26 protein-coding genes and 1 tRNA gene are annotated in these 23,956 nt (G+C 42.5%); 26 read left to right on the top strand and 1 reads right to left on the bottom strand.

Features of this window, described 5'->3' with window-relative positions:
• Window positions 1-132: 132 nt before the first annotated feature.
• From BM318_RS14245 to BM318_RS14120, 26 genes are all read left to right on the top strand, one after another.
• Window positions 133-1,359, top strand: coding sequence for a Glu/Leu/Phe/Val dehydrogenase dimerization domain-containing protein (locus BM318_RS14245; protein ID WP_092983554.1), 1,227 nt, complete (start codon window positions 133-135; stop codon window positions 1,357-1,359).
• Window positions 1,360-1,375: 16 nt separating this feature from the next.
• On the top strand, window positions 1,376-2,725 hold the full coding sequence (nhaD, locus tag BM318_RS14240; protein WP_092983414.1) for a sodium:proton antiporter NhaD: 1,350 nt from the start codon (window positions 1,376-1,378) through the stop codon (window positions 2,723-2,725).
• Window positions 2,726-2,946: 221 nt separating this feature from the next.
• Complete coding sequence (locus BM318_RS14235; RefSeq protein WP_092983412.1) at window positions 2,947-3,642, top strand: MotA/TolQ/ExbB proton channel family protein; 696 nt, start codon at window positions 2,947-2,949, stop codon at window positions 3,640-3,642.
• A gap of 12 nt (window positions 3,643-3,654) precedes the next feature.
• Window positions 3,655-4,041 carry an ExbD/TolR family protein gene (locus BM318_RS14230; protein ID WP_092983410.1) on the top strand — a complete coding sequence of 129 codons (387 nt, stop codon included), beginning with the start codon at window positions 3,655-3,657 and terminating at the stop codon, window positions 4,039-4,041.
• A complete protein-coding gene (locus BM318_RS14225; protein WP_092983408.1) occupies window positions 4,041-4,946 on the top strand; it encodes an energy transducer TonB in 906 nt (301 codons plus the stop codon). The genes BM318_RS14230 and BM318_RS14225 overlap by 1 nt, the downstream gene beginning before the upstream one ends.
• Window positions 4,947-6,167: a bifunctional folylpolyglutamate synthase/dihydrofolate synthase gene (locus BM318_RS14220; protein WP_092983406.1), complete on the top strand. Its 1,221-nt coding sequence runs from the start codon at window positions 4,947-4,949 to the stop codon at window positions 6,165-6,167. It begins immediately after the preceding gene.
• 127 nt (window positions 6,168-6,294) lie between these two features.
• Window positions 6,295-6,369: transfer RNA gene (locus BM318_RS14215), tRNA-Val, on the top strand.
• Window positions 6,370-6,708: 339 nt separating this feature from the next.
• On the top strand, window positions 6,709-7,800 hold the full coding sequence (locus BM318_RS14210; protein ID WP_092983404.1) for an adenylate/guanylate cyclase domain-containing protein: 1,092 nt from the start codon (window positions 6,709-6,711) through the stop codon (window positions 7,798-7,800).
• Window positions 7,801-7,857: 57 nt separating this feature from the next.
• Window positions 7,858-8,913 carry an alpha/beta fold hydrolase gene (locus tag BM318_RS14205; protein WP_092983402.1) on the top strand — a complete coding sequence of 352 codons (1,056 nt, stop codon included), beginning with the start codon at window positions 7,858-7,860 and terminating at the stop codon, window positions 8,911-8,913.
• 80 nt (window positions 8,914-8,993) lie between these two features.
• On the top strand, window positions 8,994-9,626 hold the full coding sequence (locus tag BM318_RS14200) for a hypothetical protein (protein ID WP_092983400.1): 633 nt from the start codon (window positions 8,994-8,996) through the stop codon (window positions 9,624-9,626).
• Between the two features lie 150 nt (window positions 9,627-9,776).
• Window positions 9,777-10,490 carry an SDR family NAD(P)-dependent oxidoreductase gene (locus BM318_RS14195; RefSeq protein ID WP_092983398.1) on the top strand — a complete coding sequence of 238 codons (714 nt, stop codon included), beginning with the start codon at window positions 9,777-9,779 and terminating at the stop codon, window positions 10,488-10,490.
• Between the two features lie 131 nt (window positions 10,491-10,621).
• Window positions 10,622-11,497, top strand: coding sequence for a TraB/GumN family protein (locus BM318_RS14190; RefSeq protein ID WP_092983396.1), 876 nt, complete (start codon window positions 10,622-10,624; stop codon window positions 11,495-11,497).
• A gap of 19 nt (window positions 11,498-11,516) precedes the next feature.
• The gene (locus BM318_RS14185) at window positions 11,517-12,011 is read left to right on the top strand and encodes a hypothetical protein (RefSeq protein ID WP_092983394.1); all 495 of its coding nucleotides are present in this window, start codon (window positions 11,517-11,519) and stop codon (window positions 12,009-12,011) included.
• A 105-nt stretch (window positions 12,012-12,116) separates the two neighbouring features.
• The gene (locus BM318_RS14180; protein WP_092983392.1) at window positions 12,117-13,382 is read left to right on the top strand and encodes a phosphatidylserine decarboxylase; all 1,266 of its coding nucleotides are present in this window, start codon (window positions 12,117-12,119) and stop codon (window positions 13,380-13,382) included.
• An 89-nt stretch (window positions 13,383-13,471) separates the two neighbouring features.
• Window positions 13,472-13,996 carry a YceI family protein gene (locus tag BM318_RS14175; RefSeq protein WP_177218322.1) on the top strand — a complete coding sequence of 175 codons (525 nt, stop codon included), beginning with the start codon at window positions 13,472-13,474 and terminating at the stop codon, window positions 13,994-13,996.
• Between the two features lie 3 nt (window positions 13,997-13,999).
• On the top strand, window positions 14,000-14,476 hold the full coding sequence (locus BM318_RS14170; RefSeq protein WP_092983388.1) for a DinB family protein: 477 nt from the start codon (window positions 14,000-14,002) through the stop codon (window positions 14,474-14,476).
• Entirely contained in the window at window positions 14,476-14,847 is a 372-nt protein-coding gene (locus tag BM318_RS14165; protein WP_092983386.1) for a YrdB family protein, read from the top strand. The genes BM318_RS14170 and BM318_RS14165 overlap by 1 nt, the downstream gene beginning before the upstream one ends.
• Window positions 14,848-14,987: 140 nt before the next feature.
• Window positions 14,988-16,103, top strand: a complete 1,116-nt coding sequence (locus BM318_RS14160; RefSeq protein ID WP_092983385.1) for a DUF6920 family protein — start codon at window positions 14,988-14,990, stop codon at window positions 16,101-16,103.
• Between the two features lie 62 nt (window positions 16,104-16,165).
• Window positions 16,166-17,026, top strand: a complete 861-nt coding sequence (locus BM318_RS14155; protein ID WP_092983383.1) for an NHL repeat-containing protein — start codon at window positions 16,166-16,168, stop codon at window positions 17,024-17,026.
• Window positions 17,027-17,109: 83 nt separating this feature from the next.
• Entirely contained in the window at window positions 17,110-17,646 is a 537-nt protein-coding gene (locus tag BM318_RS14150; protein WP_092983381.1) for a hypothetical protein, read from the top strand.
• Window positions 17,647-17,735: 89 nt separating this feature from the next.
• Window positions 17,736-18,656 (top strand): NAD(P)-dependent alcohol dehydrogenase, encoded by a 921-nt coding sequence (locus BM318_RS14145; RefSeq protein WP_092983379.1) that lies wholly within the window; start codon window positions 17,736-17,738, stop codon window positions 18,654-18,656.
• A 61-nt stretch (window positions 18,657-18,717) separates the two neighbouring features.
• A complete protein-coding gene (locus BM318_RS14140; protein ID WP_092983378.1) occupies window positions 18,718-19,536 on the top strand; it encodes an alpha/beta hydrolase family protein in 819 nt (272 codons plus the stop codon).
• A 48-nt stretch (window positions 19,537-19,584) separates the two neighbouring features.
• The gene (locus BM318_RS14135; RefSeq protein ID WP_092983376.1) at window positions 19,585-19,965 is read left to right on the top strand and encodes an iron chaperone; all 381 of its coding nucleotides are present in this window, start codon (window positions 19,585-19,587) and stop codon (window positions 19,963-19,965) included.
• A gap of 26 nt (window positions 19,966-19,991) precedes the next feature.
• Window positions 19,992-21,104 (top strand): helix-turn-helix domain-containing protein, encoded by a 1,113-nt coding sequence (locus tag BM318_RS14130; protein ID WP_092983374.1) that lies wholly within the window; start codon window positions 19,992-19,994, stop codon window positions 21,102-21,104.
• A 112-nt stretch (window positions 21,105-21,216) separates the two neighbouring features.
• The gene (locus BM318_RS14125; protein ID WP_092983372.1) at window positions 21,217-21,765 is read left to right on the top strand and encodes a DUF3575 domain-containing protein; all 549 of its coding nucleotides are present in this window, start codon (window positions 21,217-21,219) and stop codon (window positions 21,763-21,765) included.
• Window positions 21,766-22,033: 268 nt separating this feature from the next.
• The gene (locus tag BM318_RS14120; RefSeq protein ID WP_092983370.1) at window positions 22,034-22,471 is read left to right on the top strand and encodes a DUF1801 domain-containing protein; all 438 of its coding nucleotides are present in this window, start codon (window positions 22,034-22,036) and stop codon (window positions 22,469-22,471) included.
• Between the two features lie 10 nt (window positions 22,472-22,481).
• Here the strand turns inward: BM318_RS14120 and BM318_RS14115 are convergent, their stop codons facing one another.
• Window positions 22,482-23,849: a hypothetical protein gene (locus BM318_RS14115; protein WP_245759842.1), complete on the bottom strand. Its 1,368-nt coding sequence runs from the start codon at window positions 23,847-23,849 to the stop codon at window positions 22,482-22,484.
• Window positions 23,850-23,956: the final 107 nt, after the last annotated feature.

Below are 23,956 nucleotides of genomic sequence, written 5' to 3'. Positions count from 1 at the left end.
AGTTATTGCGCTTGTTTCAATGAAGCGGTACAAATATAATTTCAAATTAGACGGAATTCAACAGAAAAGCACATTCATTGCGGATTCGATAAATCTTATATTTGTGGGCCTTTGTAAATTTTTGATATGGAAATGAGAGAATTGCTGGAGCTGTATGAGAACAAAGCTCCTGAAATTGTATTCCACTGGAAGGATCCCGAGACCGAAGCCGAAGGGTGGACGGTTATCAATTCCCTGCGAGGTGGTGCTGCCGGAGGAGGGACCCGAATGCGGGAAGGATTGGATATGAACGAGGTACTCTCTTTGGCCAAAACCATGGAAGTGAAGTTTACCGTAAGCGGCCCACCGATTGGTGGGGCCAAATCCGGAATCAATTTCAACCCGGACGACCCGCGCAAAAAGGGAGTCCTGGAACGCTGGTACAATGCGGTTTCGCCCCTACTCAAATCGTATTACGGCACGGGCGGCGACCTGAATGTCGATGAAATCCACGAGGTAATTCCAATTACAGAGGAAGCCGGGGTTTGGCATCCACAGGAAGGCGTGTTTAACGGACACTTCAAGCCGAACGAAGCCGATAAAATCAACCGCATCGGGCAGTTGCGCTTGGGAGTGATCAAGGTCCTTGAAAATGCCGACTATTCCCCGGATTTGGCGCGGAAATATACCGTTGCCGATATGATCACCGGCTTTGGGGTGGCCGAAGCTGTCAAGCACTACTACGACGTCCATGGCGCCAGCGTCGAAGGCAAACGAGCTATTGTGCAGGGATTTGGAAATGTCGGGAGCGCCGCGGCTTTCTTTCTGTCCAAAATGGGCGCCAGGGTGGTCGGGATCATTGACCGGGCTGGTGGAGTTATCAAAGAGGAAGGCTTCAGCTATGACGAAATTGTGGAGTTATTTCGCAAGAAGAAAGGAAATGCCCTGATTGCCGAGGACATGATTCCCTTTGAAGAAATGAACCGGCGCATCTGGAACCTGCCCGCGGAGATTTTTGCTCCCTGTGCCGCTTCCCGCTTAGTTACCCGCGACCAGATCACCGAACTCATGGACACCGGACTCGAGGTAATTTCCTGTGGGGCCAATGTGCCTTTTGCCGATAAGGAGATCTTTTTTGGCCCTATAATGGAGTATACGGATGGGCAGGTAAGCCTGATCCCGGACTTCATTTCGAATTGTGGAATGGCCCGTGTTTTTGCTTATTTTATGGAAAGAAGGGTCTCACTGGACGACCAGGATATATTTAATGACACTTCGGAAACGATTAGAAAGGCAATTTTGAATATATTTAAGCAGAATCCGACGCGGAAGAATTTTAGCCGAACCGCGTTCGAGATTGCCTTAAAGCAACTAATCTAAACCTAAACCAACCGGTATGGAAACCTTGATCATCGTAGTATTCCTACTTGGATACCTTGCCATTACCCTTGAACACAATCTGAAAATCGATAAGCTGATCCCGGCCCTGGCCATGATGGCGATCCTATGGGCGATCATTGCCCTGGCCCACATGCCGGTTTTCGAGGTAAATGCCGAACTCAAGGAGCTGGAACCCACCCATATCGATGAGATATTATTGCATCACCTGGGGAAAACGGCAGAAATACTGGTATTCCTCCTGGGTGCAATGACCATTGTGGAAATCATCGATTACTTCGATGGTTTTGCTACGATTAAGGGGTACATCCGGACCCGCAGTAAGCGGAAATTGCTTTGGTTGTTCTCAATCCTGGCCTTTATCCTATCTGCAATAATCGATAACCTTACGGCTACTATTGTGCTGATCACAATCCTGCAAAAGGTGATCAAGGATCGCAATACACGACTGTGGTTCGCGGGGATGATCATTATCAATGCCAACGCCGGTGGTGCCTGGTCGCCGATCGGGGACGTGACAACAACCATGCTCTGGATTGCCAATAAGGTGTCCGCCTCGCAGCTGGTGATTCACGTGCTTTTGCCGTCGATCATGTGTACTGTGGTACCTACCTTTATCGCCAGCCGCGCTAAGGTATTCCAGGGGAATATCGATGCGGATTTGAGTGCAGAAAATACAACTAAGAGCAAGTATGGCCCTACCATGTTGTACCTAGGCCTTGGGATGATCGTTTTTGTTCCCTTCTTCAAGACCTTTACCCACCTGCCTCCTTATGTGGGCATGATGCTTTCCCTGGCAGTAGTAGCGACCTTTGCGGAGATCTACAGTAAGACCAAGTTTAGTCTGTCTTCTGCCGATCAGACCCAACACGAAGAGCATGCCGAGCACGCTCTGCACAGTCCGGTGCATGCTTCGCTTTCCAAGATTGAGTTGCCGAGTATCCTTTTCTTCCTGGGTATCCTCCTTGCGGTTGCCGCCCTGGAGTCGCTCGGTTTACTGTTTACCTATGCGGAAAGTATGAACGAGGCTATCCCCAATACCGATATCGTAGTGATGTTGCTGGGTGCCGGCTCGGCGGTAATCGATAATGTACCTCTGGTTGCGGCCAGTATGGGAATGTTCTCGGCAGCTATGGACGATCCGCTCTGGCACTTTATCGCTTACTCCGCCGGTACAGGAGGAAGTATGCTGATCATTGGCTCCGCCGCAGGGGTAGTGGCCATGGGAATGGAGAAGATCGACTTCTTCTGGTACTTAAAGAAAATTGCCTGGTTAGCCCTGGTCGGATTTGTTGCCGGTGCTATTACCTTTATGCTGCTTCGGGACTACGTATTAAACGTACATTAATCCACGCATAAGCAGGAGTTAATCACAACGTAAATTAAAAAACTCAGGCCCGCTATCTCATCCGGAGGAAGCGGGCTTTTTTGGACCCGGTTTCCAGCATGGTGAATCTTGCTTTAGTAAGCGAGTTTTCGGCGGTTTCCGTGCAAAGGTGTAATTTTGACCAAGTGCATACTTTAATCGGTGAAACGCCGTTATTAAAAGCAAATTTAACAACCGCACATATGTTTTTATTCCAGGATGTTGTTGGGGATGCATCCCAGGCAGGCGAACTGGCCTCAGAGGAAAAGACCCTCTCGGTCATAGACCTGATCTTCAACGGGGGAACCGGAAGTATCGTTATAATTTCCGTCTTGTTTGTGATGCTGGCCGTGGCCATGTACATCTATTTTGAACGCCTGCTGGCGATCAAGGCAGCCTCGAAAATCGACAAGAATTTCATGAATCAGATCCGCGATCACGTTATGGGCGGAAAGTTGGAAGCGGCAAAGATCCTTTGCGCCCAGACCGACAGCCCGGTAGCCCGTCTTACGGAAAAAGGGATATCGCGCATCGGGAAACCCCTGGATGATATCAACACGGCTATTGAGAATGCCGGGACCCTGGAAGTCTACAAACTGGAGAAAAACGTTAGCATCCTGGCCACTGTAGCAGGTGCAGCACCTATGATCGGGTTCCTGGGAACGGTAATTGGTATGATCCTTGCCTTCCACCAGATGGCAACCAGCGGCGGACAAGCCGAGATGGGAGCCCTGGCATCAGGAATTTATACGGCCATGACCACTACCGTAGCCGGATTGGTGGTTGGTATTATTGCCTACATCGGGTATAACCACCTGGTAAACCGAACCGATAAAGTGGTCCACAAAATGGAAGCCAACGCTGTGGAGTTCCTGGACCTGTTAAGCGAACCGGTATAAGCCGTCCTGCATATGAAACTGAAAGGAAGAAATAAGATCAGCCCGGAATTTAGCATGTCGTCTATGACGGACATCGTATTCCTCCTGCTGATTTTCTTTATGCTAACCGCCAACTCGCCCAACGCCCTGGATTTACTGCTGCCCAAGGCCAGAGGGAAATCTACCAACACGCAGAATGTTTCGGTGACCATTAACAAGAACCTGGAGTATTTTGTTAACAACCAGCAGATCAACGGAGAGTACATTGAAATTGAACTAAAAAAGGCACTAGAGGGTCAGGACACGCCTACCATTATCCTGCGCGCCGAAGAGAGCGTGGCGATTAAGGAAGCCGTGAATGTAATGGACATTGCCAACCGGAATAATTACAAAGTGATCCTTGCGGTGCGCCCCAACTGATGGCGCTGTTAGATACGAGACACAAGAAAAAATCCTTCACGCTTACAACGATCCTGTTGAGCGTGCTCGTCCTGTTGCTTTTTTATATCGGGCTTACCTATATGGACCCACCTGAGGAAGATGGTATTACCGTGAACCTGGGGACCATGGATTTTGGTATGGGCAACGACCAACCCCTGGAACCGCTGCGCCGTCAGCAACCCGAACCTGTTGAGGAAATCGAGGAAGTAGAGGAGGTCCAGGTGGCCGAGCCCGAGACCGATCCGGATCCAGTACCCGAGGAGGTAGTGCAGGAAGCCCCATCTGAAGAAGTACTGACTCAGGACAATGAGGAATCCATAAAACTTGCCCAGCAGCGGGAAGCCCAGCGCAAAGCCGAGGAGGCTGCCCGGCGTGCCCGGGAAGAGGCAGAACGCAAGGAGCGGGAGCGCAAGGCTGCCGAAGAAAAGGCCCGGCAGGAGCAGGAAGCCAAGAAGCGGGAGCTCGATGCCATGATGGGCGGATTAAATACCTCAGACGGAACAGCTACCGGGAGCGAAGGAAACGACAACCGCGCCGGGGATAAAGGACAACCCGGAGGAGATCCCTACGCAGCCACCTATTATGGCGGCCCGGGAAGTGGCTCCGGTACCGGAGGCTATGGCCTGGGGGGACGTTCCCTCGCCAGCAATGGAAAAGTAGCCCAGGACTGCAACCAGGCCGGAAGGGTTGTGGTACGTATTGTGGTAGATCGCAACGGCCGCGTTATCGATGCAACGCCCGGGGTGCGCGGAACCACGAACAACGATCCTTGTTTACTGGAACCCGCCAAGAAGACCGCCTTTATGCACCGCTGGAACCCTGATTCTAAGGCGCCGGCCCAACAAGTTGGCTTTGTTGTGGTCAACTTTAAATTGGGGCAATAAATGGACTATAGGGGCACCCTGGAGTGGCTCTTTGCCCGACTTCCCATGTACCAACAGCGAGGCGCTTCGGCCTATAGCGGAAAGTTGGAACCCGTCCGAAACTTTGCGGACTACCTGGGAAATCCCCACCATAGCTTTAAAAGCATTCATGTAGCCGGAACCAATGGGAAAGGTTCCAGCAGCCATATGCTGGCTTCCGTCCTGCAGGAGGCAGGCTACAAGGTTGGCCTTTATACTTCCCCCCACTTAAAAGATTTTCGGGAGCGTATCCGTGTTAATGGCACTATGGCTTCAGAAGACTTCGTGGTGGATTTTGTGGCAGACCACCGCACCTACATCGAGGAAGCGGGTCTATCCTTTTTTGAATTGACGGTGGGCATGGCCTTTACCTATTTTGCCCAGGAGGAAGTAGATATTGCCGTAGTTGAGGTGGGCCTGGGCGGAAGGCTGGATGCCACCAACATCATATCTCCTGAGGTAAGCCTGATTACGAATATTGGCCTGGATCATACCGAATTTTTGGGGGACACTCTGCCCGAAATTGCCGGGGAAAAAGCCGGGATCATCAAAGAGAGCGTACCTGTCGTGATCAGCGAAACTCAGCCGGAAACCGCACCCGTATTTGAGGAAATCGCTAATGGCCGAAACGCCCCGATTGTCTTTGCAGACCAGCGGCAATGGCCAGTGTACCCGATTTCGTTGTTGGGGAGCTATCAGCAGAAAAACCTGCGTGGGGTATTGGCGGTTCTTGACAAACTCTCAGAGCAAGAGAAATTTAAAGTTAGCACTGATGAGGTTACGCGTGGCCTGGCCAGTGTAGCTGAGAATACCGGACTGCTGGGCCGGTGGCAAGTATTGCAAGAGAACCCTCGTGTCCTTTGCGACACAGCCCACAACCGCGAAGGCCTGGCGATTGTACTGGAACAGCTCGTTCAGGAACCTTTTGAACAGTTGCATGTTGTGCTGAGTTTTGTAAAAGGGAAACCCTTAGAGCAGCTTCTGCCGCTCTTTCCTTCAACCGCGCAATTCTACATAGCCCCCTTGCAAATCGAACGGGGGATGCCGCTGGAGGAATTGGTAGCAGGTATGGAAGCTCAAGGTTTTTCGTTTACTCCCTATGATTCCATTCCAGAGGCTCTGGAAAAGGCTATTGCCAGTGCTCAGCCAGACGACCTGATCTACGTAGGCGGCAGCACCTTTACGGTGGCTGAGGTAATATAGAACGTTCCTCCGGCAGAACTCTTTTTGAAAATTAGGTGTATCCTCTAGGATACTTTGCGCTAGTCTAATTTTTTCAACTCAATTCCTTTCCGGAATTAAAAAACGATTTATATTTGCACTCCCATTCGGGCTCTTAGCTCAGTTGGTTTAGAGCACCTGCCTTACAAGCAGGGGGTCACTGGTTCGAATCCAGTAGGGCCCACATCAAGCAGAAAACCCCGCAACGCAAGTTGCGGGGTTTTGCATTTCAATCGGAAAGCCAAGCTCGCTTGAGCTTTACGGATGGAATGCAAAACCAAAGATTCGTGCCAGCGAATCGGGGTTTTTAACTTCTCTTATGAGTTTTCTATTTGCAGGCGTGGGTCCACTCTGGATCACGCCAAAGGCGTAATCCTCCTCCCAAGTCTACTTCGTCCTTCAAGGATATTGATGATTTGTTATCTTAGAAATTAAACAAGTAAAGTGCCAATGCACTGTGCACGTGTGTTATGCATAACTCCAGCGATAATGCATATCATTCGATTGCTTCAACTCTTTAAACGTGAAATCATCCGTTTACAATAAACTCAAAAGCCAGGCCGAGAAGGTAGCTTGGATTACGTTCTTCTGGATTCTGGTCTCCTTATCACAATTTATCCAGGGTTATAACATTTTGATCCAATTCAATTGTGCGATTGAAGACATGAACACCATGGTTTATTTGACGGGTAGCCTGATCACAGGTTTAGTTGCCGGGCTAATCGGTGGAAGCAGTATCGTCTTTTTTTGGGAGAACTGGTTGCGGACCAAACCCTATGGCAGAGCCCTGCTGAATATGGCATGGTCATATACATTGATCTTCTTGGCTGTAGCTGTAATAAGCGGTCTGTTCTTTAATTCTAGCCAACTGGGAGCATCTGCGTTCAGTATGGAGGTATGGCAAGCACTTTGGACTCATTTTCTTACCATTGAACAGTTCTTTATTTACTTGTTCTGGCTCTCCGTCGTGATCATCACGCTGATCGCCTTGTCTGTAAATGATAAATATGGTCCAGGAGTTTTCAAGTCTTTTATCCTTGGTAAATACTTCCATCCAAAGCGGGAGGAGCGAATCTTCATGTTCCTGGACCTACGAGGATCAACTACTATAGCCGAAAAACTGGGAGAAGCGAAATATTTCAATTTCCTGAAAGACATCTTCAAAGACGTCACGCCGGCCATTCTGAATTCGCAAGGGCAGATCTATCAATATGTAGGTGATGAAATCGTGATCAGTTGGAAGACCGATTCTGGAACACAGAATGCCAACTGCATACATTGCTTTTTTGATATTGAGAAAGCCCTGATGGAGAAGTCCGCCTATTATCAGAAAAACTACCATGAGATAGTTCCCAAATTCAAAGCAGGGCTTCACTTCGGAGCCGTTATGGTGGGCGAAATAGGCCTTGTGAAGCGAGATATTGTATATTCAGGTGATGTGCTTAATACAGCAGCTCGAATTCAGTCAAAGTGTAATGAGCTCGGTAAGGACATAATACTCTCAAAATATCTGCTGGAAAAACTGGAGCCTTTGCCAAAGGCATTCAAATCAATTGCACTGGGCGAAATGCAACTGCGTGGAAAACAGGAATCAGTGATGCTATATACTGTATAATCAAAGGAAGTGTAACCGATATTCAATAATAAAGGTCTAAAGTAGAAATGGCAGAAAATGATGAAAGTAATACTAAAGATATTCAAGTGGTTAGGAATTCTACTGGGAGTCTTGCTATTGGTCTTTGTCATACTACTGCTTATTCCCGAAAAAGAAACGGTAAAAGCAATAGAGCCTAGAGAAAACACTTCATACTGGGAAATGAATGAGGGTTTTTCCATTGCATTTACTCATCTCAAATCAGATTCAGAAACGGATAACTCACCTGTCATTTTCCTGCATGGAGGTCCAGGCGGCTACGTTCACACGAGTATTATTGAAACACTATCCGAATTAACTCACCTCGGTCATGATATATATCTGTATGATCAGAGAGGTTCAGGACTTTCGGATAGACTTCCTAAATTTTCAGATGTTAGTTTCGAGAAGCACGTAAACGATCTGAAGGAGATCATTTCAGAACGAATTAAGACAAACAAGGTCATCCTTATAGGCCAATCATTCGGTAGTGCCATTGTTTCACACTTTTCTGCGAAACACCCCGAATTAGTCGAAAAAATTATTTTTAGTTCCCCCGGTAAACTACTTCCCAAACGAATAAATGGAAATGTTTATCTCGACTTAGACTCGCTTTATCCAAAACCCGACTCTTTAGAGTTTATTGCTCCTTATCGGTTTGTTGAAGATGTTGATAGAACAGCATTCAAACCTAAAGCTATCGTGGCTACCACTGGAGCTCTACTATTCGATAAAAGACTAATCTCGGATAAACAAATGGATAGAATCCTCAACACACTCGCTACTAAATTTACAAAGGGAATGGTGTGTGATCAAAAAAACGTATTACCAGAAGAAGGAGGAGGTGGACTCTACGCCTTCCTGGCAACAAATAACGGTGTCGTTCCAAAAGTTAGAGATGATTTGAAAAAGGTAGACTCTCCTGTATTGGTAATTCAAGGTCAGTGCGACTACATACCGTTTTCAGCTGCCTATGAATATGTTCACGTTTATCCTAATGCAAAATATCAATTCATTGAGAATGCGGGTCATGAAATATGGTGGGAACAGAAAGAAGACTATCTGAATAGGATTAAAGAATTTTTATTGGAATAAAGGCTACCCACAACAACACCTATACGCAATCTTTCGGGAAACCGTAAATAGCAAATAAGTAACGTGCAAACTTTAAATTGATGATTCGATTATTCTTCTTGGTTTTGTTTAGCTCAAGTGTAGCTTTTTCCCAAGCCTCTTCTAAATACTATGATCTTGATGATTCAATATTAAATGACCTTGAGATCAATAAACAGAAAGATGATATGGCTCAGTTTTCTTCAGATGGTCTGAGTTATTTTATTTTTTTTAATAACGAAATAAAGAGATTTACCTCTCCGGATTTTCCGGACAGTCCAGAAATAGAAACGCTTCTTGATACTACATCCACCTTAATGAGAAATGTGTGTCATTGTCAACTTAAAAATGATACAATATTCGTCCGCGGAGGCATATTCTACGGCGGTGGAATAGGTTACGAAATAAAACTGACCAAGAAAGACTTTGACGGTAAGATTATTATTGCATCCAATTCTAAAATATACAAGAAGAGCGATTCAAATAAATATGCCAAGGAGATTTATCTTGAAAGTATGAAGCAATCATTAAAGCTTTACGAAAAACCGGTTTTTAGATTAGGTTCTATTGTAAGAGGTAAGGTCATATTAACTTCTAAAGCATACCTTAAAAAGTCATCAGAGGGCTCGATTAGGGACCAATCATTTATGAAGGTGCTGTTTGAATGTGCTCTTTCCGAATATGCAGGATTTTAGAACATCGGGACTAAACACTCGGTATTGTTCATCCTATCACTAGCTCCAAATTTATTTCCACTTAAATCATATAAATTTTTCGGTAACTTACTCGTAATCGTAAGGCACCATGGGCCTCACCTGAACAGTTGGCCACAACCATAAATCTGAATGAAAAAAGCCATTGTTATTGGAGCAACGTCCGGCATTGGAAATGAACTCGCTCAAATTCTTGCTAGCAATGGATACATGGTTGGAATAACTGGTAGAAGAAGAAATCTGCTTGAAGATTTAAAGATTACCAATCCTCAAAATTTCGCTATTAGTGCATTCGATTGCACAAAAGAAAATAATTCTCAAAAATTAGATGCCCTAAAAGACGCAATTGGTGGCTTGGATCTTTTGGTTCTGAGTTCAGGGACAGGTGACTTAAACGAGGATTTAGTGTATGGAATTGAAAATAATACCAATCAGCTAAATGTTATTGCGTTTACCCAAATTGCTTCCTGGGCCTTCAACTATTTCCAAAATCAAGGGTTGGGCCACCTGGTTGTAATCAGCTCAATTGCGGGTTTAAGGGGGAGCAAAGTTGCTCCTGCGTATAACGCTTCAAAAGCTTATCAAATCAATTACCTGGAAGGATTACGGCAAAAAGCCAAAAGTTCAAAAAAGCCAATATTTGTTACCGATATACGACCGGGCTTTGTAGATACTGATATGGCTAAGGGAGAGGGTCAGTTCTGGGTTGCCTCAAGAGAAAAAGCAGCGCGTCAAATCTATGATTTGATCAAACGCAAAAAAGATGTTGGCTACGTGACCAGGAGATGGCGGTTAATCTCTCTTATCTTGAAAGTGCTTCCAAATTCGATCTACAAAAGATTGTAATACGCCTAAGGGCAACAGCGTGTATAAGTCCTAGTCCCTCGTTTGTCCCTTTTTGCTAACTTACTGACTAACCAAAACCGCCCAGCGCTCGGCCACGAGTAATAGCTGGAGCGCAGACTACGAGCAGAAGAATGAAAATCATATTCCTCATAATTCTTCAAATTCTTTTCCTGAACGAGTGTTTAGGACAAAACACCATTCTTTGGAGCGTTAGTGACAGCATATCTGGAAATCAGTCATATCTAGTCGGAACATTTCATGCGTATGGGAATTCTTTTGTGGACTCAATTCCCCAAATAAAAAAAGCGCTCGAAAAATCGGACTTGGCAATATTTGAGAACATTGCGTCCGAAAATGATAGAATACAGTTCTTTGAAAAAAGGGAGTCAAAAAACAGTTGGTGGAAAAACTTGAACAAAAAGGATTTACAACAACTGAAAAACTATGCTGAACAATGGAAATATCCACTAGATAAATTAACAATGATTGAAACAATCATTTTGTTGGAAAGAGACTATTCCACTCTGGTTTGTAAAACCAAAAAATCCAGTGATAAATGGTCAAATATGGATAATTACCTGACTTCCATGGCAATCAAATTAGAAAAAGAAATTATCGGACTTGAAACATTTGCAGAACAAACCGAAATTATTCAGAAGGCATTCGGGCATATCAAAAAACGGGAATTAAAAGAACAACTACTAAATAAACTGCTCGGGCTTCAAACCAAAAACACAGAATCGGTAGACTGCGACGCGGAGAATAATTTTAGAAAAATGGATTTGGATTATTCTTTTGACATCGATTGTCCGAATGATATTTTGATTAAAAAAAGAAATGAAGATTGGATGAAAATAATCCCCGGCTTACTTAAAGATAAAAACTGTTTTTTAGTTGTTGGGTATGAGCATTTGAAATACAATTGTGGTCTTATTCAAAGTCTTAAAGAGGAAGGATTCGTTATTGAGCCCATAATATTCGAAAATCTACATACGGCTGAATTTTAACGAACGCAATACAACATTTATGAGTAAAACTGAGGCGTATTGGCTTTTTGGTAGTATTTCAGCTATCCTGATCTTACTCTATTTCATTATTGGCATTGAATTCTGGAGGCTATCAGAAACTACGGATATCAATATTGGGGACACCTACTTTGTTATCAGTAATACTTACTTAGTATCCATAATTGGAGTTCCTATATTATTTGCCATTTATGCCATTCGTGCGGTAGTCCAAAAATTCAAAAAAAGATTCAATAATCTTATTCTTATTATAGCCAACTGCGCATTAATCTATATTCTAACCAGAACACTTTCACATGTTGGTTTAATTCTAAAAACGCAAAGCAGTGCAGAATATCCGCCACCGAGTGGTGGAACTTCACTTATTGAAGGAAATAGCTGGAATGATGTTTACTGGGGATTATTGATAACTCAAATATTACTTCTAATCACGCTTGTCATAACCGCTTTCCTAACAGGAAGAATAAATACAACCCGTATTAAAGTGCACTATTGATGGCGGTGGGTATGTCCTCTTCAGGCTGCATTCCATCCGCAAGAAATCCCTAACTTACAGGTATAATTTACCTGAAAGCACCACATCCCGCAATACCCCACTCAAATGAAATATTATCGAAATCTAGTACTGACACTGTTGCTGATTATCGCTTTTGTCTCTTGTGATTCCACAAAAAAGGATGTTGAATACGGAAAGGCAACGAAAGAGCTAGTACTCCTGTTAGAGCAGGACCCTGATCTCAAATCATTACTTGTTTCTTCACTGGAGAAGGCTAAAGGAATAAATCCGGACAGGAATACCAATCCCGCTCAAACCCTTGAGGAATACCTTGAATTCCTTACCTGGACGGAAACAACAATGCCTTGGGCTATTGTCAAAAAGGAGGAGTATCCTGAAATATTTGATAATATCTTCCAGGGACTTTGCGCCTTTTATTTCCTAATTGATCAGCCTCTTCCGGAGCTGGAGGGTCAGGGGTTGGTGAATAATTCTCTTCAGTATTATGAGCCATTTGCTAAGTGGCTGGTCACTTTTAGCCAATCCTGGGGATCTTACCTCGACACTGAAGAATCCTGGAATGAAGCATATTATCAAATGGCATTCGATGATTCCAATTTTGGTCTTCAAAACGGTTGGTATGAAGACCCATCTAATTGGAAGACTTTCAATCAATTCTTTGCCAGATATCTCAAATCACCCGACATGCGGCCCATTGCAAATCCGGAATCAGATTCTGTAGTGGTCTCCTTTGCAGATTCTGAACCACAAGGCGTTTGGGCTATTGATAGTAGTTCCAATCTCATAGCGAAAGGAGGCGTGCCCGTTAAGTCGGCTACACTTAAATCCATAGCAAATCTTATTGGAGAAGACAGTCAGTATAAGGATTCTTTCGCTAGTGGAACATTTACGCATTCTTTTCTCAATGTCAATGACTATCACCGATATCATTTCCCTCTGGGCGGAACCATAAAAGAGGCTAGAATAATTCAAGGCATCAATCCCACAGGAGGACAACTTTGGTGGGACGAAGAAAACAAAAGGTATGGCTTTAATCCTGGCGCCAAAACAGGCTGGCAAATGGTTGAAACCAGGGGATGCGTGATTCTCGAAACTGAAAATTATGGACTTGTTGCCCTAATGCCGATCGGAATGGCCGTGGTTAATTCAGTAAATTTTGAAGAGAACATTACCCCTGGAACCGTGGTAAAGAAAGGGGATATGCTCGGACATTTTGCCTTCGGCGGATCGGATTTTATAATGATCTTTCAGGAAGGTGTCACCTTTAGGTTGGAAGCCCCCATGCAAGAAAATGGAAATTCTTATGAGCATATCTTGATGGGCGAAAAACTAGGTGTCATAGCTAAATAGAAATAGCAAACCACTCGCATGGTGAATAAAAGGTTGTCATTATGAAAAGTCGCTTAGCCCTTGCCTTATTATTCTGTTCCATTTCCAGTATGGCCCAGACTAAAAAATTAAAAGTTGAGCCTAATCATTCAACCGTTGGTTTTAGTATTTCCATAGCTGGATTTACCAAGGTAACCGGAAAGTTTACAGATTATGAAATCGCCTTAGACTGGAATGAAAAACATATTGATTCCAGTTCAATTTCGGCTACCATACAGGTAGCAAGTATTAATACTGGGATCCCAGATCGGGATGCACATTTGCGCACCGCAGACTTCTTCGATGCAGACACCTATCCCACTATCGAATTTCAAAGCGACTCAATAAAGCAAATTGATTACTCAAATTTTGAGGCGCAAGGAGAACTAACTATGCACGGCGTCACCAAGGGCTTTATCCTGCCTTTTAAGATTGTGAAGGTGGAAGAAAGTACGGTAGGGATTAGTTCCAGAACTACATTAAACCGAATGGATTATGGTGTAGGGAAAGACTTTGTGCATACTTCAATGCCCGACTTTTTATCAAATACAATTGCCATAGAAATTGACTTCTGGACAAGGAAAAGGAAAGAGTAGTTAATGAACACCATTGAGCAACAAATACTGGATTCTTGGTTTATTAATCACAGAACCAACCTGAAGCTTCTGGATAATCTCACCGAAGAGGCTTTAACCCTGACAACTTCAAAACGTGGCGGCGGGAGCGTTGGGTATCAAATAGCTCATATGTACAATGTCAGATTTTGGAAACTCGAAAGAATAGACAAGGAACTGGTTCAAGATTTGACAACCGTCAAAGCAAAGGATACCAAAACTATCGACATGCTTAGAGATTGTCATAGCGTTACGGCAGACTTGATAGCAGAAGTGCTAAAAAGGGGAATTGAAAACAACGGTATCGTAAAGGGGAATAAGCGCGGACTTGTTCCATTATTGAGTTACTTCATTCATCATGAAGCACACCATAGAGGAAATATTCTGTTGACTTTAAAACTGTGTGGTTTTAAACTTAACAACGAATTGAAGTATGGAATTTGGGAATGGAATAAAATCTAATGGGATCCCATCCGCTAAATCTAGTCTTCAGGTTTTTATTGGAGTTAATGGCTCTTGCTTCCTTTGGGTTATGGGGTTGGAAACAGTACGATGGTTGGTTACGCATACTTTTCACAATCGGCATTCCTTTAGCCCTTGCCATTATTTGGGGAACTTTTGCCGTTCCGAATGATCCAAGTCGCTCAGGAAGAGCCCCCGTAGTTACCCCTGGTATTGCTCGACTAATTCTTGAACTCAGCTTTTTTGGATTCGCCATTTGGGTTCTAAGTGACATCGGGCGGAATAGGCTGAGCCTAATCATGGGAGCCGCGGTTTTACTCCACTACCTTTTGTCCTATGATCGGATTATTTGGCTCTTAAGGAATAAATAGATTTGTGATAAACAAACAACTCCGGGTATAACTCATGGCTTAACGGTTGGGCCCTTTTTGCTAACTTGAGAATATATTAAAAGCACATGGCGCTTTGCCATGCGCTATTGTAGAACCGTTAGCTACTAGTAGAAAAAACAATGCGAATAGCATTAATCATTCTAATAGGAATACATGCGATTATCCATTTATTTGGATTTTTTAAAGCATTTGGAATAGCTGAATTCAACGCGATTTCTCAACCTATTTCGAAAACCTTCGGAATATTATGGCTCGTAGCGTTTTTGCTATTTGTCATTTGCGCCATTTCATTTTTTACTCATTCAAATTATTGGTGGTTAATCGGTTTTTCGGCTGTGATTTTATCTCAAGTGTTGATTTTCAACTATTGGTCTGATGCTAAATACGGCACTGTAGCAAACCTTATCATTCTCACCTCTGTAATAATAGCTTATGCCGGCTTTAATTTTCAAAATAAGGTTGCAGCAGAAAGGAAATCACTGTTGGAAAAATCAGAGCCCGTCGGTGAAGAAGTAATTACTGGAGAGGCTATATCCGAACTGCCTTCTGTTATACAAAAGTGGCTCATAAATAGTGGAACAGTCGGTAAAAGTCAGATTTATAATGTTCATTTAGTACAGGAAATAAGGCTAAAAATGAAGCCTGAACAATCAGCATGGAACAATGGGCTAGCTGAACAATATTTTACAGTTCAACCTCCTGCATTTAATTGGAATATTAATACTCAAATGAACTCGATATTACCTGTCGTGGGCAGAGACCAATTTGCAGATGGTAAAGGAGAAATGAAAATTAAATTGCTTTCACTGATTCCTGTCGTCGATGTAAAAAATGACGAAAAAGTAAACCAGGCGACGCTGCAACGCTATTTGGCCGAAATCGTTTGGTTTCCATCAGCATCTTTGAATAGACACATAAAATGGGAGACTATAGACGCCTATTCTGCCAGAGCAACGATGGAATATAAAGGAACTAAAGGTTCGGGCATATTTCACTTTAATGAATACGGAAATTTTGAAAAATTCGTAGCAATGCGCTACAAGGATTCAAAAGATGCTGATCCTATCGAATGGATTGTAACCGCCATCAAGATAGAAGAGATAAATGGAATAAAAATACCAACAGAATGCGAAGCGAGTTGGAATTTGGAGACTGGTAAATGGACTTGGTTAAAATTGAAGATTAAACAAATTAACTATAACCTGGAAAGAATGCCAGTGGATAGCAATGGGTAAAATGCATAGCTTCCAAACGTCAGCCATTACATCTTCTCCTTATTAGTTGGTAGTAATTTGTCATGAAAACTCTGAAAATAATATTCTGCTGTATTTGCCTGAGCCATGGAGTTATTGAGGCTCATCCTGGTATAGGAATTGTTATCGATAGTAAGGGAAATGTATTCTATACAGACTTAGCCCATGTTTGGAAAATATCGTCCGATGGAGAGCTATCTATTGCGGTAAAGGACATTCATACACATGAATTATATATCGATTCTGAAGACAATCTTTATGGTGAACATGAATGGTATGAAGGAGAGGCTACTGATAAGTGGGGGAATTATGTTTGGTGCCTGACCAGTGATGGCGTATTTGAGAAAGTGATTCCTGATGTAGAAGGATTTCTTGACAACAACACCTTGGTTAGAGATCCTCAAGGAAACTCCCATTGGTCAGAAAAATTAGGAGACCACCAACTCCTGAGAAAACAATCAGTTGGTGGGGAGAATAGTCTAATGACCAACCATCATTTTGACGATATACGCTGGATGCATTTTTCAAAACACAGTAATAATCTATATGTTGTTGATAATCTGAAAATCAAAAAAGTAACTCCTGAGGGAGAAGTGATTGTTATAGCGGATAAACTCAAAGAAAAAGAATCAATTTTTGATGTTTCTGACCGCCATTATGTTTATGGCATTTGGACCGATCAAAAAAGAAATGTTTTTGTAGCCGTATATGGATCTGGTGAAGTAAAAAAGATCGATTCAAAAGGAAAAGCAACAACTATTTATGAATCTGGAATATTCTGGGCTCCATGTGGAGGAGCCGTTGCTCCTGATGGCACGCTATGGATAATGGAGTTTTCCAAGAGGAATAGAACTCGCGTAAGGAGGATAAGCGAGAACGGTGAGCATACGATTTATAAAGGTTGAGAACTACAACCTAACCCTGAACGTAACAAAGCGGAACTTATGCGACATATATTGAGGAGCATTATAACATCAAGAACTTAAAAATGAGTAATTCCAAAGCGGAACGATTTCAGACTATTGGCACTGCGTTGGCCATAATTATCAGTTTGGCAGCAATGTTTATTTCCTTATATGAAGCCAGTATCATGAAATCTCAACAAGCTTCGATGGTCTGGCCCTATCTGGATATGTCACAGCAGTACAACAGTGACGGTTTTGCAGTGGAAATATCAAATAAAGGAACGGGACCTGCCATTATCACCTCGGTACAAGTCGATTATAAAGGACAACCCGTTGAGAGTATGGATATACTCATGGACTCCTTGAATCCGAATAGGACATTTGGCTATGATATACTTAGAAACAGCACGATTGGTAATCAGGTGTTAATGTCCGGTGAAAAGCGTATTGTGTTTGGTTTGCCCTATAATGAGGAAACGAGAATTGTTCAGAGTAACCTTGATAAGATACGCGTTAGGATAGGGTATAAATCTGTTCTTGATGAAAACTGGTTTTTCGACTCAGAAGATGGCTCTCATCCCAAAGAAAAATTTGAAGCCACAGTAGAATTCAAGAATTAAAAGGGTAGTACGGCCCTATTCTCAAGTACGGTTAATACCTACGCTCCGACAGGAGTTATGTGCCATTACCGAAATTTCTATCATCATTTATGAAAGCAGTAGTTTATGAAAAGTATGGTGCACCAGAAGTCCTTAAACTAAAGGATATAGAGAAACCCATACCCAACGATGACGAGATCCTCGTAAAAATACATGCGGCTACTGTCACTTCCGGAGATGTCAGACTTCGAAGCTCTGATTTCCCACCGTTATTTTGGCTTCCTGCAAGATTAATTTTTGGACTGTTTAAACCAAAGAAAAAGACTTTGGGGCATGAATTGGCCGGAACAGTTGAAGAAATTGGGAAAAGCGTCACAAAATTTAAGGTTGGAGACAGCGTATTTGGAACCACGACAATGCTAAGCACAGGTTCGTATGCGGAATATATTTGCTTACCGCAAAAATGGAAAAATGGTGTGGTTGCACTAAAACCAAATAATTTAGACTATCGCGCGGCCGCAGCATTGCCGGTAGGTGCTATGACTGCCATGTACCTTTTGGAGAAAGCGAATTTGAAACAAGGACAAAGCGTTTTAGTCTATGGAGCATCTGGAAGTGTTGGAAGCTATGCGGTACAAATTGCGAATCAAAAGGCTTCATCAGTAACAGGTGTTTGTAGTGCTTCAAACTTTGAAATGGTAAGATCATTAGGTGCTTCACGCCTGATAGATAATAAGAAAGAAGACTATTCCGAAGGCAGTGAAAAATTCGATATAGTCTTCGATGCTGTTGGAAAGACAACCAAATCAAAGGCAAAAAGAGTGCTGCAAACCGGAGGCGCTTTCGTTTCAGTTAAAATGCTAACCAAAGAAAAGGATGAACATCTCAGATTAATAAAAGATATGGCTCAGGATGGAATACTTACACCATTTATAGACAAGTCCTTTAAACTTGATGAAATAGTACAAGCCCATGAATATGTCGACAAAGGGAGAAAAAGGGGTAATGTAGTAATTGAGATATTGGAATAATTACAAAGAAATTTACCGAAACGAGTAGATCGATGTACGCTTCATAATCGATTTTGATAAAATGATTTCTAAAAAAAGTATTGGACTCGTTACGCTCTTAATCTCAATTAGTTTGAGTTGCCAAGAAACAAAGCGTAAAGATCCAGGTCATGTAACGGCTAGTGTATTAAGGTCAACTGAATTATTTCATATCCCATATGTCAGTTCAGGGGAATTAAATAATCCTGCATTAGTATTGGTATTACATGGGGATGCACCATTTAATAACCCTTCGTATCAATATAGAATTGCTAAAAAAATTGCCATTGAAAATACAAATGTCGTATCGGTTGGAATACTAAGGCCGGGATATACAGACAATGAAGGCAATCAATCGAAGGGAGAGCGCGGTAATGCGACAGGAGATAATTACACAATTCAAGTCCTTGAGTCAATTTATGCGCTGACTACAACGCTTAAGGAAAAATATAATCCCTCTGAAGTAGTATTAGTTGGCCATTCAGGAGGTGGTGCTATATCAGCAAACTTAATTGCTGCGTACCCCGGCACATATTCTAAGGCAGTACTTATTTCCTGTCCATGTGACCTTGATCAGTGGCGAGCACACATGAAAAAATTGCAACCTGAGGCCCGAATTTGGGATATGGAAGTGAGCAGCCTTTCACCAATAGAAAATATTAGCAGCATTGATGATTCAACACAAATAGGAATAATACATGGAGATAAGGATGAAATTGTCCCGATAGGTATTGCGTATAGTTATCGCAAAGCATTAGAATCAGATCATAAGACGGTTAATTTCCTGACACTTGAAAACCAAGGGCATGAAGTAGCGTTAAACCCAAGAGTTTTTGAGCTAGTAAAGGAATTTATCAAGTAAATTACGATAGAACAACAAGGTATTCAGTGCGTACAACAGGGGATTATCATGAGCGGAAAAGTGGAATTTAAAAATGTTGAAGAATACTTCGACGCTCAACCTAAAAAAGTACAAAAGATGCTTTTGGAATTGAAAGAATGTATTCTGAAGGCGGAACCGAATGCTACGGAATTGCTGAACTATAACATCCCTGCTTATGCCTTGGTGAAAGATGGTAAAAGAGAGCAGCAGATTATGATTGCAGGATATAAAAACCACGTTGGATTTTATCCGCATCCGACCACCATGCAAAAATTTGACGCTGAATTGAGCGAATATAAAAGAGCGAAAGGCTCGCTTCAGTTTCCGCTGGACAAAACATTACCTAAACAGCTGATAATCAGGATGGTAAAATATCGAACAGGACTCCTAAAAGATTCAGCACACTGAATTCAACGATATCGTAAAGGACTATTTTGATTTATCAAACACTACTTCATATTGCCATTTTTCAGGGCGTGGTTCTTGGCATTATTATTCTGAAGTCAAAGTTGTTCAATACCAAAGCAAACCGGTATTTGGCATATTTGATGTTTGTTCTTTCGCTCCTGTTATTAAATCTCGCCTTGGAACTCTGGGGGGCGTTTCAACAATATCCGATTCTTCGATTTATTGACGACGTGGAAACAGCATTTCTGGCCCCAGTGTTCTTATCGCTCTTTATTTTGAAAAAGGGAAACCACCCTTTGAGAAACTCTAGAAATTTAGGTTGGTTATTTCTGCCTTTCGGATTCTCAGCAGGTATAAGTATCCTTGAAGGATTTGATACCATTACTAATCAATATACGCTCCCCAATGCAATCCAAGCTGTGCTTGAGATTCTCAACAAAATAGAGGTGTTTTTGGCTGTGCTATTTTTCCCTGGCGTGTTAATTGCTGCCTATCGGTTTTTGAAATACATAAATCAAGAAAAGGATAAGTCATGGATTACAGTACTATGGCTTTTGGTTTCTTTGATTTTCTTTTCGTGGATAGGCGCTATAGTTGTCCGACTCTTTATTGTTTATGATGTTTCAATGACTATGAAGATCATTGCACTAGCGGCTACGCTTTTTATTCATTGGACAACCTATGTCGGTATTTATAAGTTTAGGTTATCCGATAACAGAGAAGAAATAAGCGCCGTCCTCGATGGTTTATCCGTAAAAATTAGCAATCCCTCCATTCCTGAAAAAGAAAAGCTTAAGGCCGACAATGCGCACTTTAAAAAGCTCGAAGTTTTATTCAAGGAGAACAAAATTTATACCGATAGCGGGTTGAATCGAGAACAAGTTGCCAGGGAATTAGGGATTAGCCCGGGATACCTGTCGCAATTGGTAAACCAAGTAACAGGGAGCAATTTTTCGAACTATTTGAATCGGTATCGTGTAGAGGCTGTAAAGCAAATGTTACTGAATTCCGAGTTCCAGAATTATAGTTTATTAGCGATGGGCCTGGAGTCCGGTTTTACTTCGAAAACAACATTTTTCAAAGTCTTCAAGAAATTTACTGGAATGACTCCAAGTCAATATCAGAAGTCCTTTAAATAAGTCCCGTTTTGTAATCATTTAAGCTTTCAGAACTTACATTAAAAACCTTCGCTTTAAGTTTGAGGGTGAAGCAATACTGTCAATCATACCCCTTATTCCTCACAGGTTTCTTATGAAAGCAAAACTGATCATAATCGCAACACTGTTCGCCCTTAACACGGGTGTTGCTCAAAATCAGAAGGATACTTTGGGCGAACCACATGAAAAGAAAAATGAGGTAAAACTCAACGTCTACTTTACGGCTTTAGGACTTTTCGAGGCAACCTACGAGCGAAATTTGAACCGGAAATCCTCCGTTGGTATTACTGGATTATATGTTTTCAATCAAAACAGAGATGAAGACACAAATTTTCTTATCTCACCCTTTTACAGAAGATATTTCGGAAAGAAATATGCTTCTGGTTTTTTTCTTGAGGGCTTCGGAACTTTTGGTTCCACCGATGGAAAACAGCTTACCGACATGGACGGCAATTTAACGTTGAATGAAGGTCCGGATGTGCTTGACTTTTCCCTGGGTTTTGGCTTCGGGAGTAAATGGGTGACCAAAAGTGGAATTACTTTTGAAGTCATGGTTGGATTGGGATTGCATTTATTTAATTCCCACAAAACAGATCATAACAGTGTGAATCGTCGTGCCCTAAGTATAGGTTACCGGTTTTAATCCGAACGACAATAGATGCCTTCCAACAACGGACAAAACTCATAGCTGCTCGTTTACCCCTTTTTACTAACTTACTAATCAACCACGAACGCCAGTCTCTTGTAAATGAGTTATGCCTGTAGAGTTGGCTGTAATTCAGAAGTGGGCGAAGAACAAATCATAGCATGGTTGCTTAATGGTGATGTTTCAATACAATACCAGGTTTGCCATGACTTGTTAAGATTTGATCTAATGAATGCTGCTATAATGATTCTTAAAAACGACTGATATGGCAAAGAACAAAACCACCGAAACAGAAGTCGATGTATTTGAATTCATCGATTCCTATGTAGACAATACGCAAAAGAAAGCCGATAGTCTTGAATTAATAAAGCTAATGAGCGCTTGGTCTGGCTTTGAACCAAAAATGTGGGGGCCCACCATCATTGGTTTTGGGAGTTACCACTATAAATATGCCAGTGGCCATGAGGGTGATGCTCCAATGCTGGGATTTTCTCCTAGAAAAGCCCAATTCTCCTTATATATCTATTCCAAAACAGACAAGAGTGATGCCTTGTTGAAAAAATTCGGGAAGTTCAAAATGGGAAAGGCTTGTATCTACATTAAAAGACTAAGCGATATAGACATTTCCATTTTAGAACAAATCTGCCAGGAATCCATTGATTATCTCAATGAGCATCATGAATGTGGTGCTTGCAGGAAATAGAAATAATACCTTAATCGGTCCCTACAAAATTGGCTCTTCCGAAAAATCTTCGATTAATGAAGTTGTTGAGATTGGAACCAAACCGATAATTAAATCCAAACCGGGTGTCGATAATATAGGCGGAGGGCAGGGTAACCCTTCCACTTAAAATATCCTGCTCGGTGAAGTCTCCGGCCGCCAGGTAAATCTGATCCTGGACATAGTTGCCTTCTGCCCTGACAAAGAAGGAAAAATTCCCGGTGACCCGGACATCTGCCCGAATATTCAAACCTGTAGACCACGAGCTAAAATCATCCAGATAATTCCTCAGGCGATATCCCACCTCAAGGGTTCCCCAGCGTCTATTGAGCCCCAGGCTGGTTCTTAAACTATGAAGGACCCGGGTTTCGTTTAGAAAACCGCTGATGGTTTCTTCGACATAGCTGTTATTTCTGAGTTCAACCCCATAATTCATGCGTAGAAACCGGGTATTTTGCACAGCTTCTGGAAAAAAATTGTACTCTACCGCTGGTCGGATACTGGTCTGAAACTTATAATTAAGCCGGGTATTCTGACGCCCGGCAATATCATAACCGTAGGACCATTGTTGCGATAAAGACCGCACAAGCTGATGGTTAAATCCAAATTCTGAAACATCAAAATTATTCGCAACTTCATCGATAATCTGGTTCCCATCCTCATCGAGAACCGGATCGCCATTGTCATCGACTCTGGGTACTTTTTGTATTGTCCTTCTTAAGCGTTCATCTACCCTTCCGGATAGGGATATTTTCCATTTCTCTGTTATTCGATTAATATTGATGTCTCCACCGATATTGACATCACTGCTCAATTCTTCTATTTCAATATTGGCATCACTACCGATATTAAAAACCCAGTAATTCCACGGATCAACAGTTACTTCAACAGAATCTTCAAGAATGGCGGAGTCCATTTTCATATCGATTTCGATCTCCTCTCCGACTTTGGTTTTTGCGACATATGGAGCTAACCCTAATTTTATATACCGGGTTAATTTTTCCCGCACCTCAAAGTCAGTGTCGAGCTGTCTGTTATTTACATAGAGGGTGTCTGTCCTTCCTGCATGAATGTTTCTTTGGCCTATAAAAATCAGTTGATACTGTCTTCCTCCTCCGCCGGATCTGTTTCGGTTTATCAGCAGAAACACGTCGGCCCTTTGATTATCCCGGTAGAAGTCTACGGCCGTAATTTCCGTTCTGATATAATCCAAATCACATCCGCCATCCCAATTTTCACAGCCATCGATGAACACTCCGAGTTTGAGAGGCGGATCGTTATTATCAATTACTGTTTGACTCATGGCAGGGGGAAGGAAGGAAAGAAATGCCAGAATCAATAAAAGACGTAGTAATCTCATGCAAGCGGAGTTAGTTCAAGTTAATGGCCCTCGAAAACGCAATTTTATATGCTATTAGTGCACCCGGAAATTGCGTTTTACCGTTGTCCTTTAAAAAGAAGTGGGTA

This window comes from Robiginitalea myxolifaciens (assembly GCF_900115205.1).
GTDB lineage: Bacteria > Bacteroidota > Bacteroidia > Flavobacteriales > Flavobacteriaceae > Robiginitalea > Robiginitalea myxolifaciens.
The sequence above is the reverse complement of the archived record's forward strand: the minus strand, read 5'-3'. Positions and strand labels throughout refer to the sequence as shown.

Excerpts from the sequence above, each read along its gene's own strand:
- BM318_RS14245 (WP_092983554.1), top strand. The coding sequence starts at position 133 with ATGAGAGAATTGCTGGAGCTGTATGAGAACAAAGCTCCTGAAATTGTA.
- nhaD (WP_092983414.1), top strand. The coding sequence starts at position 1,376 with ATGGAAACCTTGATCATCGTAGTATTCCTACTTGGATACCTTGCCATT.
- BM318_RS14235 (WP_092983412.1), top strand. The coding sequence starts at position 2,947 with ATGTTTTTATTCCAGGATGTTGTTGGGGATGCATCCCAGGCAGGCGAA.
- BM318_RS14230 (WP_092983410.1), top strand. The coding sequence starts at position 3,655 with ATGAAACTGAAAGGAAGAAATAAGATCAGCCCGGAATTTAGCATGTCG.
- BM318_RS14225 (WP_092983408.1), top strand. The coding sequence starts at position 4,041 with ATGGCGCTGTTAGATACGAGACACAAGAAAAAATCCTTCACGCTTACA.
- BM318_RS14220 (WP_092983406.1), top strand. The coding sequence starts at position 4,947 with ATGGACTATAGGGGCACCCTGGAGTGGCTCTTTGCCCGACTTCCCATG.
- BM318_RS14205 (WP_092983402.1), top strand. The coding sequence starts at position 7,858 with ATGATGAAAGTAATACTAAAGATATTCAAGTGGTTAGGAATTCTACTG.
- BM318_RS14200 (WP_092983400.1), top strand. The coding sequence starts at position 8,994 with ATGATTCGATTATTCTTCTTGGTTTTGTTTAGCTCAAGTGTAGCTTTT.
- BM318_RS14195 (WP_092983398.1), top strand. The coding sequence starts at position 9,777 with ATGAAAAAAGCCATTGTTATTGGAGCAACGTCCGGCATTGGAAATGAA.
- BM318_RS14190 (WP_092983396.1), top strand. The coding sequence starts at position 10,622 with ATGAAAATCATATTCCTCATAATTCTTCAAATTCTTTTCCTGAACGAG.
- BM318_RS14185 (WP_092983394.1), top strand. The coding sequence starts at position 11,517 with ATGAGTAAAACTGAGGCGTATTGGCTTTTTGGTAGTATTTCAGCTATC.
- BM318_RS14180 (WP_092983392.1), top strand. The coding sequence starts at position 12,117 with ATGAAATATTATCGAAATCTAGTACTGACACTGTTGCTGATTATCGCT.
- BM318_RS14175 (WP_177218322.1), top strand. The coding sequence starts at position 13,472 with ATGGCCCAGACTAAAAAATTAAAAGTTGAGCCTAATCATTCAACCGTT.
- BM318_RS14170 (WP_092983388.1), top strand. The coding sequence starts at position 14,000 with ATGAACACCATTGAGCAACAAATACTGGATTCTTGGTTTATTAATCAC.
- BM318_RS14165 (WP_092983386.1), top strand. The coding sequence starts at position 14,476 with ATGGGATCCCATCCGCTAAATCTAGTCTTCAGGTTTTTATTGGAGTTA.
- BM318_RS14160 (WP_092983385.1), top strand. The coding sequence starts at position 14,988 with ATGCGAATAGCATTAATCATTCTAATAGGAATACATGCGATTATCCAT.
- BM318_RS14155 (WP_092983383.1), top strand. The coding sequence starts at position 16,166 with ATGAAAACTCTGAAAATAATATTCTGCTGTATTTGCCTGAGCCATGGA.
- BM318_RS14150 (WP_092983381.1), top strand. The coding sequence starts at position 17,110 with ATGAGTAATTCCAAAGCGGAACGATTTCAGACTATTGGCACTGCGTTG.
- BM318_RS14145 (WP_092983379.1), top strand. The coding sequence starts at position 17,736 with ATGAAAGCAGTAGTTTATGAAAAGTATGGTGCACCAGAAGTCCTTAAA.
- BM318_RS14140 (WP_092983378.1), top strand. The coding sequence starts at position 18,718 with ATGATTTCTAAAAAAAGTATTGGACTCGTTACGCTCTTAATCTCAATT.
- BM318_RS14135 (WP_092983376.1), top strand. The coding sequence starts at position 19,585 with ATGAGCGGAAAAGTGGAATTTAAAAATGTTGAAGAATACTTCGACGCT.
- BM318_RS14125 (WP_092983372.1), top strand. The coding sequence starts at position 21,217 with ATGAAAGCAAAACTGATCATAATCGCAACACTGTTCGCCCTTAACACG.
- BM318_RS14120 (WP_092983370.1), top strand. The coding sequence starts at position 22,034 with ATGGCAAAGAACAAAACCACCGAAACAGAAGTCGATGTATTTGAATTC.
- BM318_RS14115 (WP_245759842.1), bottom strand. The coding sequence starts at position 23,849 with ATGAGATTACTACGTCTTTTATTGATTCTGGCATTTCTTTCCTTCCTT.